At 66.5% G+C, this 9,381-nt stretch carries 9 protein-coding genes and 1 pseudogene; 1 reads left to right on the forward strand and 9 read right to left on the reverse strand.

What is annotated here, in order from left to right:
• Nucleotides 1-183: 183 nt before the first annotated feature.
• Genes ACFXB5_RS38600 through ACFXB5_RS38630 form a run of 7 tightly spaced genes read right to left on the reverse strand, consistent with a single transcriptional unit; the run spans nucleotide 184 to nucleotide 6,280 of the window.
• A complete protein-coding gene (locus ACFXB5_RS38600) occupies nucleotides 184-624 on the reverse strand; it encodes a VOC family protein (RefSeq protein WP_385217311.1) in 441 nt (146 codons plus the stop codon).
• Nucleotides 624-1,079 carry a hypothetical protein gene (locus ACFXB5_RS38605; RefSeq protein ID WP_385217314.1) on the reverse strand — a complete coding sequence of 152 codons (456 nt, stop codon included), beginning with the start codon at nucleotides 1,077-1,079 and terminating at the stop codon, nucleotides 624-626. Before ACFXB5_RS38605 ends, ACFXB5_RS38600 begins: the two co-directional genes overlap by 1 nt.
• Before the next feature lie 3 nt (nucleotides 1,080-1,082).
• Entirely contained in the window at nucleotides 1,083-2,003 is a 921-nt protein-coding gene (locus tag ACFXB5_RS38610) for an ABC transporter permease (RefSeq protein ID WP_385217317.1), read from the reverse strand.
• Nucleotides 2,000-3,100 carry an ABC transporter permease gene (locus ACFXB5_RS38615; RefSeq protein ID WP_385217320.1) on the reverse strand — a complete coding sequence of 367 codons (1,101 nt, stop codon included), beginning with the start codon at nucleotides 3,098-3,100 and terminating at the stop codon, nucleotides 2,000-2,002. Before ACFXB5_RS38615 ends, ACFXB5_RS38610 begins: the two co-directional genes overlap by 4 nt.
• Complete coding sequence (locus ACFXB5_RS38620) at nucleotides 3,097-4,620, reverse strand: ABC transporter ATP-binding protein (RefSeq protein ID WP_385217322.1); 1,524 nt, start codon at nucleotides 4,618-4,620, stop codon at nucleotides 3,097-3,099. The genes ACFXB5_RS38615 and ACFXB5_RS38620 overlap by 4 nt, the downstream gene beginning before the upstream one ends.
• Nucleotides 4,617-5,747: a BMP family protein gene (locus tag ACFXB5_RS38625; protein WP_385217325.1), complete on the reverse strand. Its 1,131-nt coding sequence runs from the start codon at nucleotides 5,745-5,747 to the stop codon at nucleotides 4,617-4,619. Before ACFXB5_RS38625 ends, ACFXB5_RS38620 begins: the two co-directional genes overlap by 4 nt.
• Nucleotides 5,666-6,280, reverse strand: coding sequence for a helix-turn-helix domain-containing protein (locus ACFXB5_RS38630; RefSeq protein ID WP_137977011.1), 615 nt, complete (start codon nucleotides 6,278-6,280; stop codon nucleotides 5,666-5,668). The genes ACFXB5_RS38625 and ACFXB5_RS38630 overlap by 82 nt, the downstream gene beginning before the upstream one ends.
• 463 nt (nucleotides 6,281-6,743) lie before the next feature.
• Here ACFXB5_RS38630 and ACFXB5_RS38635 point away from each other — a divergent pair.
• Nucleotides 6,744-7,823: pseudogene (locus ACFXB5_RS38635) on the forward strand (integrase core domain-containing protein); the annotation flags it as partial.
• Between the two features lie 86 nt (nucleotides 7,824-7,909).
• Here the strand turns inward: ACFXB5_RS38635 and ACFXB5_RS38640 are convergent.
• Together ACFXB5_RS38640 and ACFXB5_RS38645 are read right to left on the reverse strand one after the other, a co-directional pair.
• Entirely contained in the window at nucleotides 7,910-8,635 is a 726-nt protein-coding gene (locus ACFXB5_RS38640) for a SpdA protein (RefSeq protein ID WP_385217329.1), read from the reverse strand.
• A gap of 64 nt (nucleotides 8,636-8,699) precedes the next feature.
• Nucleotides 8,700-9,381: tyrosine-type recombinase/integrase (locus ACFXB5_RS38645; RefSeq protein ID WP_385217332.1), on the reverse strand; the 682-nt coding region annotated here is incomplete at its 5' end.

Raw genomic sequence — 9,381 nt, forward strand, 5'->3', positions numbered from 1 at the left:
CGATGGCAAATCCCCAGGTCAACCACCGTACGGCAATAAAGACACCCTTCGGGAAGCCACGCTCCCGCCAGTCCATGCAGTTTGCCGCGGCCCGCAGGGAACGGGCCCCTCGCGGTCAGGAGGCTCTGTCGCGGGCGACGGAAAGTATCGGCATGGCGGGGGCCGATACATCATCTGCCCTGCTCAGAACGGCTCGCTGGTCGGCCTGCCGCCCGTATCGACCGCGCCGGGTTCGCCGCCGTCGTACCACGCGTACAGTTCCCACAGTTCGCTGTCCGGGCCAATGAAGTAGACGCATCGGGCGTTCCACGGATAGTCCTTCGGTGGGGCGTGGAATTCGACTCCGGTGCGCCGCAGTTCATCGAAGCGCTGGTCGACCTCCGACGGTGCCTCCAGGCGTACGGCGATCATGGCGGCGGGTCCGTGGCCTCCGGTTGAGGCAGGAATACCGGTTGTCGCGCGGAGATGGTCCGCCTCCCAGACGGCGAGTGCGATACCGAGACCGCGGAAATCAGCGAAGCCCTCCATCCGATGGGCGAGAGTGAGCCCCAGCTTCTCGGTGTAGAAACTGATCGCCCTGGGCAGGTCGTGGGTGATGACGGCGATGTCTGTGATGGGCATCATCAGTCGGTGCGCTTCCGGAGGGCAGGCGCCATGACCGTCCAGCTTGTTTCCTCGGGACGCAACCACGGGAGCGGCATGAGATCCTCGGCCACCGCCTTGCGCACCTCGCCCTGCACGTCCAGCAGTACCCGGGCTTCGGGGCAGTAGGCGCCCATCAGTTCGCGGCACACCCCGCACGGATTGGTGACCTGCGGGATCCCGGTTTCGCCGAGGCACACAGCGACAGCCGTGACGATTCCCGTCTCGTCCGCGATGCGCGCACTGGCCAGCGCGGACGATTCGGCGCACACATTGACCCGACGGGAGCCCAGGTGGAGTCCGACATGGACCCGGCCCGAAGTACCCAGCATCGCGGCTGCCACCTGGTGCCGCTCGGCGTGATGGGACGCTCTCAGCACCTCACCGGCGCGTGCGAAGAGTGCCAGATCGGAGGGGTCGAGGTCGACGAATCTCACGATTCAGTTCTCCTGACTGGGGGTGAGAATGCGGGTGTCGGCTGTCCTGGAACGGCGGGACAGCACGATCAGGCCGACCAATGCCACGGCGTACGGCAGCATCTGGGCGAACTGGGGCGCCATTACGGAGGTGTTCAACCGCACTGAGAGGGCGGAACTGAACCCGAACGCCACCGACATGACAGCCAGCAGCAACACGTTGCCACGGCAGAAGATCACCGCGGCGAGCGCCACGAATCCGAGGCCGCTGGTCATTCCCTCGGTGAACAGTGTCAGTTGGCCGAGGCTGAGCTGCACGCCCGCGAGCGCGCACAGAGTGAAACACCAGACCTGGGCGATGATGCGGGTGCGCATGACGTTTCCGCCGGCGGCGCGCAACGCTTCGGGGTGTTCGCCGCTGGCCTTCAGATGGCGCACGATCACCGTGTGGCGCACCGCCCAGGCCATGCCCGCGACCAGCAGCCAGCTCAGATAGGTCAGCGGCGACTGGCCGGACAGCACCGGGCCGATCAACGGAATGTCGCCGATAACTCCCCATCGCGCGGCGGGCAGCGAGGGAATGCGCTCGTCGCCGAACGAACCCTTGACCCCGAACCAGGTGCGAAGCAGGTAGACGGTGGCCCCTGCGGCGAGGACGTTCAGCGCGGTCCCGACGACGAAGGCGTTGGCGCGCAGTGTGGCGACCAGGATGCCGAACACCAGGCCCGCCACAGCGCCGAGGGCGCTGGTCAGCACGATCGCCACGGCTGCCGATTCGAACCGGTAGCCGCAGACGACGCCGAAGAAGGCGCCGAACAGCATCACGCCTTCCAAGCCGACGTTGAGATCTCTCGTCCAGCGGGTGGCCAGACAGCCCAACCCGGCCAGGAGGATCGGTGTGGTGAAACGGATTCCTGAAGCGAGAAAGGCTTCGATGGCGTTCATTGCTGCTTCTCCCGCACCGCGCGCCAGCGACGCGCCCAGTCCGTTATCAGTCCTATCGCCCCGGAGCGGGCCACGGCCGCAACGATGATCACCGCGATGAGCACCGAGGAAAGTTCCGAAGGGATGCCGGTCACCTGTTCGACGCCGCGGGCCGACGCCCGCAGGACGCAGTACACACCCGCCCAGGCGAGCACTCCGATCGGGCGCGACCGCCCGACAAGGGCCAGCAGGACCGCGTCCCACCCGATCCCGGTTCCGATCTCGGTCCAGAACCGCCCCTGCGAACAGTTCACCAGCAAGGAGCCGCCGAGCCCGCACAGCGCGCCACTCACCGCCATGGACGTCACGCGAGCACGCGCGATGTCGATGCCCATGGCGGCGGCGAAGCCCGGGCTCGATCCGGTCATCCGCCACCGGTATCCCGCGATCGACCGTTCCGAAAGCCACCACGTCGCCAGCACCAGTGCGGCGACGACGTAGAGCCCCGCGGTGAGCTGCGTCTGGTCCACGATCACCGGGAACATCGCCGAATCGTGCACCTCCCTGGTACTTCCGCTCTGTCGCGTCGGGTCGCGCAGGGGACCGTTCGCCAGATACGTGCACAACAGGACCAGCAGGTAATTCGACAACAGCGTGGACAGGACCTCATCCACGCCCCAGTGCGCTCGTAGCCAGCCGAGACCAGCCGCCACGGCACCCCCGGTGAGCGCGGCCGCGGCCAGGCACAGCAGCAGGTGGAGCCCGGCAAACAACGGGCCGATGTAGGCGCCTACGATGGCCGCGGCCATCGCGCCCACGTAGAGCTGCCCTTCGGCACCGATGTTGAACATCCCCGCCCGGAACGCGAAGGCCACACCCAGCGCCGTCACGAGCAAGGGCAGGCCCCAGGCGAGCGTACGCGAGACGGCGACGGCATCTCCGAGCGCGTATCGCAGACCGGCGAACATGGTGGGCATCGGCGCGTAGCCCTGGAGCGCGATGAGTCCCATCGCGAGCAGGACCCCGGTCAGCACGGCGAACCCGGTGCGGCCGACGGGCCTGGCAAGGAGGGCGAGGCGGTGCGGAAGGGCTGTGGGTTTCGTTTCGAGGGTGGTCATGCCGTCACGCCCATCATGTGTCGGCCGATCTCTTCCCGTGTGGTCGTGAGGGTGGACAGCTCCGCCACGACCCGCCCCTTGAACAGCACGACGATCCGGTCGGACAGCCTGAAGATCTCGTCGAGATCGGCGGAGACGAGCAGGACTCCACAGCCGCGATGGGTCGCTTCCGCGACCTTGCCGTACAGGAATTCGATGGCACCGATGTCGACGCCCCGGGTGGGTTGCGCGAGTACGAGACAGGCGGGGTTGTCTTCGAGTTCCCTGGCCAGGACGATCTTCTGCTGGTTGCCACCGGAGAGGGAGTCACACCGGGCGCTGCTGTCCGCCGCCGTGACGGCGTACTTGTCCATCACCGCTTCTGCCCAGACCCGCCGCCCTCGGGAGAGCGCCGGCGCCAGCGTGGCAAAGCGGCCGGTTCCGCGCAGCCGCCCGGCGACGGTGGCTTCGGTGACCGAGCCGTGCAGGGGCAGCCCTTGCAGGTGCCGGTCCTCGGGGACGAAGCCCAGGCCGCGGTCCCGGCGGCGCCGTACGTTGTCATCGGTTACGGGTTCACCGCCCAGCAGGATCACACCGGATCGCGCGGCGGTCAGCCCGACCAGGGCTTCGGCCAGCGCGGTTTGGCCGTTGCCTTCGACACCGGCGACACCGAGGATCTCACCGGCATACACGGTAAGAGATACCTGGTCCAGGGGGCTGTCCGACACGGTTCGGTCGGTGGACAACTCCTTCACCTCCAGCACGGCCGGTGCGTCGCTGCGGCCCGAACGCTTCACGCGCCCGAGGTTCACATCGGACCTGCCGGTCATCGCGGCCACGACGGCCTCGGTTGAGATCTCCCCCCTTCCACCGGTGGTGATCGTGCGCCCTTGGCGCAGCACCGTGATCCGATCAGCGATGGCAAACACCTCGGGCAACTTATGGGAGATGAAGATGATTCCGGTCCCCTCGGCGGCAAGGTTGCGGAGCAGCGTGAACAGTTCATGTGTCTCTTGAGGAGTGAGCACCGCGGTCGGCTCGTCGAGGATCAGGATCCGGGCGCCCCGGTGAAGAACCTTGAGGATCTCGACTTTCTGCTGCGTGGCGACCGTCAGGGTTCCGGTGATCGCCTCGGGGTCAACGGCCAGGCCGAGTCTCGCCGCCAGGTCCAGCGTACGTTTCGCCGCGCGCGCCGCGGAGTAAAGCCCCGGCTTACCCGATTCCGCGCCGAGCGTGACATTCTCAGCGACGGTGAAACTCGGGACGAGCATGAAGTGCTGGTGCACCATGCCGATACCGTTCTCGATCGCGGCCGCGGGCGAGGGCAGATGCGTCTGGCACCCGGCGATCTCGATCGTGCCGGAGTCCGGTTGGTGCACGCCGTAGAGGATCCGCATGAGGGTCGTCTTGCCGGCTCCGTTTTCGCCCACAAGAGCATGAATCTGAGCGGGCTCAAGGGTGAAGTCGACCGCGTCGTTCGCCTTTACCGCACCGAATGCCTTGGAAACGCCGCTGAGCCGGAGCAGGGGCTCGCCGTTCATCGCATCCCCGGGTCGGAGACCTTGATGTCACCGGCGACGATCTGCTTCTGGATGCCGTCGAGCTTGTTTCGAGTGGCCCCGTCGGTCAACGCCTGATCGTATACCATCTTCCAACCTCCGTCGCGCAGGCCAAAATTGAACCCGGCACCCTTATTGAGACCTCCCTTCTGGTATCGCTGGGCGAGCGAGATCATGACGCTGTCGACCCCCATGATGAGGCTGCCCGGTACCTTTCCCGGAGCCAGCTTGCTCTTGTCCGATACGACGCCGATGGGAGACACCGACGCCCCCGACTTCGCCGCGTTGAAACCGCCGGCGCCCGACAACCCGGCATAGGAGAAGATCGCGTAGGCACCCTGATCGGCGAGCGTCAGCGCGTTCTCCTTCCCCTTGGCGGGATCGGTGAACGAACCGACGAACTTCGACTTCACGGCCATGGTGGGGGCCAGCTTCTTCACCCCTTGCACGAACCCCGCACGGCAGCGCTGAACCACCGGGGCATCGACCCCGCCGATGAACCCGGCGGCGGGCGGCTCCTTCCCCTTCTCCTTGGCCACCCCGGCGAGCGCCCCTGCCATGAAGCAGCCCTCCGCGGTCCTGAACTGCGCTGACACCACATCGCCGCCTCCGACGACACCATCCACGAAGACAAAAGTGGTCTTGGGATTGGCCTTGGCCACCTTCCGCACCGCGTCGATCGCCTCGAAGCCGAGGACGAACACGAGCTTGTTCGCGCTCGCCGCGTCCTGGAGGAGCGGTTCGAAGTTCTGAGCCTGGAGGCGACCCTCGTAGGTGGTGACCTTCGCTCCCAGCTTCTTCCGCAAGGGGCGTTCGGCGGCGGCTGCCTGGTCGAAAAAGTCACCGTCGCCGAACGCGTTGTCGACGAAGATCCCGATCGGCAGTTTCGAACCGGCGGCCGAGGACGTGGCGGGCGCCTTGCCGCCACATGCGCTCAAAGTGAGGACCGTTACGGTGGCGAGGGCGAGAACGGGGGTGCGAACGCGACTGCGCATGTCATCGGTTTCCTTACCTGCAGGAGCTGACATCAGAAGGTTGGCGGGGTGACAATCCAGAGGGCCTCGACGGGTTGCGGCCCAGGATTGCGATACCAGTGCGGAGTCATGCACTGGTAAGAGATCGAATCACCGGCTTCGAGTACATGGCAGGTACCGTCCAGCCAGACCTCGTGCCGACCGGACAGCACGACCCCGAACCCCTCTCCCGGATGGGAAAAGGGCGTCGCTGACGTGTCATAACCCGGCGGAGCCGTCACCCAGACCGCCTCAAGGGCGCCTTGGAGCGATGGCGTGAGAATCTCCAGTCGGGCATCGCCTTCGATGCCGTCACGAGCATCCAACGCTCGCCGGTCGGCCTTGCGCACCACCGGTGAATGCTGCTCGGGAATGTCGAAGAGTCGCCTGACCGAGATGTCCAGTGCGTGGGCGAGTTGCGTGAGCGTGTTGAAGGACGGATTCCCGATTCCACGCTCGATCTCGCTGACCACACCAATGCTCACCCCGGATCCTGAACTCAGGGCCTGCAGGGAGAGTCCGCGCTGCTTGCGCAACTGGCGGATCTTCGCTCCGACCTTGAGCAGCAGATCCTCGTCAGAAGCATTGCCGGTCTTGTCACCGGCGCTCCATGCGGCACTCGCGACCATCCTCGCCCCTCGCGGTTTTTCGCTCTACCGAAAAATTTCGATGGCTCAAAACTACGGATCCCGATGGCCTGTGCCTTGCTCCGGTGTTTCGTTCTCGTAAGAGCTCCACGCCGCTTGTTTCGGTCAGCGCATCATGTGACCGCGGGTCCGGAGGCGGCCGCACGCCAGGGTCTGATCACCGCCGCTCGCCGTCGAACACACGGCCTGTATATCTACTGTCGCTCCCGCGTTGGACAATCGGGGCATTGGCTCCCGTGTCAGGGAGGACGGGATGAACTCACATTTCACGCGCTTCGCACTGTTGCCGGGACAGTCGTCGTGGCCACGCCGGCCCTGCGCTTGCCGAAAATGTCATCCGTCCTGGTGGGAGGTGGTGCGCGCGGTGTACGGGAGGTCGACCGGCGAAGTCGCCACAACAGGCGCTCTCGCGAGGCTGGCGCTCATCGCGGCAAGATGATCGACCGTGCTGCTGCGACTGGCTTACCTTGGCGTGACGAACGCGTTCGCGATGCTTCGCCTGCTGCCGATGACCGACCGGGACAAGTGCGCGGAGATCCTCGCGCTGCGCCACCAGGTCACCGTTTTGGAACGTCAACTCGGCAAGGGCAAGGTCCGGTTCACGCCCAGCGATCGGGCGTTCCTGGCGGCGCTGCTGCACCGGCTATCACTGCACGTCCTGCGAAGATTACGGCTGCTTGTACGCCCTGACACGGTGCTGCGTTGGCACGGCACCCTCATCGCGCGCCGCCATGCCGCCTCCTGCCGGCCCAAGCATCCGGGACGGCCGCGCACGGTGCGCTCGATCCGCGTCCTGGTGCTGCGGCTGGCGAAGGAGAACCCGAGCTGGGGGTACAGGCGTCTGCACGGCGAGCCGCTTGTGCTGGGGGTGAAGGTGGGCGCGTCCACCATCTGGGAGATCTTGAAGGAGGCCGGCATCGACCCAGCACCCGAGCGGAACTCCAGTACCTGGGCCACCTTCCTCCGCTCCCAGGCTGATGCCCTGCTGGCCTGCGACTTCCTGGAGACCATCACTCTGTCGGGGATGCGGATGTACGTGCTCGTGGTGATCGAACACGGCAGTCGCCGGATCCGCGTCCTGGGCGCCACCACGCAGCCGACCGCCTCCTGGGTAGCGCAAGCGGCGAAGAACCTGGTCATGGACCTCGAAGACCTCGGCTACCGGGCACGGTTCATGATCCGGGACCGGGACGGGAAGTTCCCCGCCCTCTTCGATGCCGTCCTCAAGGACGCGGGGATCGACGTCGTACTCAGCGGCATCCAGATACCGAGGATGAACTCGATCATGGAAAGGTGGATACAGACCTGTCGCCGCGAGCTCCTGGACCGGACATTGATCTGGAACCAGCCACATCTGCTCCACGCCCTGCGCGAGTTCGAGCAGTTCTACAACGGACACCGACCACACCAGGGCATCGCGAACGCCAGACCGCTACAGCCCCTGCCCCCGCCGATCGACGACCCGGACACATTAGCCCGCCTCAACATACGCCGACACGATCGCCTCGGCAGCACCCTCCACGAGACATCCTCCTCCACCTGTCAGCAAGGAAGACCGGGAACTGAAGCTCCTCTCAAGCGAGTCCGAGCAGGACAGCGTCGGCTGGGTGTTCACACTTCCCGCTGTCCGAGGCCTTCCCCGGTGTCGTGCGTCTGGTCAGCACGCTTGAAGGAGCTGGTGTCGGTGCGGATCATTGTCACCAGCATGCGTGAGCGTGCCGCGCCGACGTGGAGCCGTTTCCGCAGCGTTTCCGCCGAGATGGGCCGCTGGTAGGTCTCCCAATGACGGGCGTCTTCCTGCCGAGCCCGCTCCAGCAGGTCATCACCGTCCGGCTGCTGTCCTGTCCCCGCCGTAGCGGCGGAAGGGGGATTCACAGTCCGGTCGTCGTTCGGTGAAACCGCTGTCTGACCGGGATCCTGTTCATTCGGTGGCGGCGCGGGCTGGCGTGTCGCTGAGCCTTGCCGGTTTGTGGTGGCGAGTGCGTGGAGGAGTCCGGGCCCGACTTCGGCCCATCCGATCAGGAGGACGGGGCCGACCGCATCGAAGGCGGCCTTCCCCAGGGCGCCCGCGATCAGTGGGTCGGCTGTGTTCAGCGCCAGGGTCATGCCGCTGGAGAGCACCAGCAGCCGCCGCGCCGGACGCAATCCCTCCACTGGCGCGCCGTGGAGGGCGAGGTGGCGGATGCCGAGCAGCAGGCCGAGGATGGACAGGTCGACCGCGGGCGCGACCAGCGGTGCCACCCACGGGGGTACGCCCATTCGCAGCGCGAGGTTCCATACGTTGCCGAAGCCGAAGAGGAAGGTCAGGCTGACGACGGCCGCCATCATGCCGGTCACCGCCCGGACCGTGGCCGCGCCGTCCGACGTACCGCCAGGCTCCAGCGCGGTGCGGGTGAAGCGTTCAGACATTCTCGCCGATTCCCATCCGCTGGTGGGTTTCCTGGGCGCGCTCGGCGGCCGCGCTGGCGCCGTAGTGGCGGGGCATGTCCTCCGACACCCAGCCCATCAGCAGCATCAGGTCGCCGGAGTCACCGCCGGCCCGCTTCCACTCGTGGGCGAAGTTATGCCGCCACCGGTGCGCATGCACACCTTTCACCCCGGCGGACAGGCCGCGCCGCTTGATCATGATCTTGATGCCGTTGGGCGCCAGCCGCCGCCCGCCGCGCTCGGCCAGCCACAGGTCCGGCAGCTCGGCGCCCTTGCGCTTGGCGCGAGCCCGCAGATACCGGCTCACCGCCCGCGCCGTCTTCGGGTCGAACCGCACCCGGCGGTCGCGGCTGCCCTTGCCGTGGTAGTGCACCGAGTCGGTGACCAGGTCGATGTCCTCCAGGGTGAGGTTGCCGACCTCGGACAGGCGGGCGCCGGTGTTGTAGTAGAGGCGGATGATGGCCTCGTCCCGCAGCTGGAGGAACGCCTTGCCCTTGCAGGCGGCCAGCACCTTCTTGGTGTCGTCGTCCCGGATGACCGGGATCAGCTTCTTCACGGTCCTGGGCTGGCGGACGCGTTCCATCGGCGAGCGGTCGATCTCCTCCTCGTCCAGCATCAGCCACTTGAAGAACTGCTGAAGCCCCTTGTGCTTGTTC

Source organism: Streptomyces sp. NPDC059455 (genome assembly GCF_042750115.1).
Taxonomy (GTDB): Bacteria; Actinomycetota; Actinomycetes; order Streptomycetales; family Streptomycetaceae; genus Streptomyces; species Streptomyces endocoffeicus.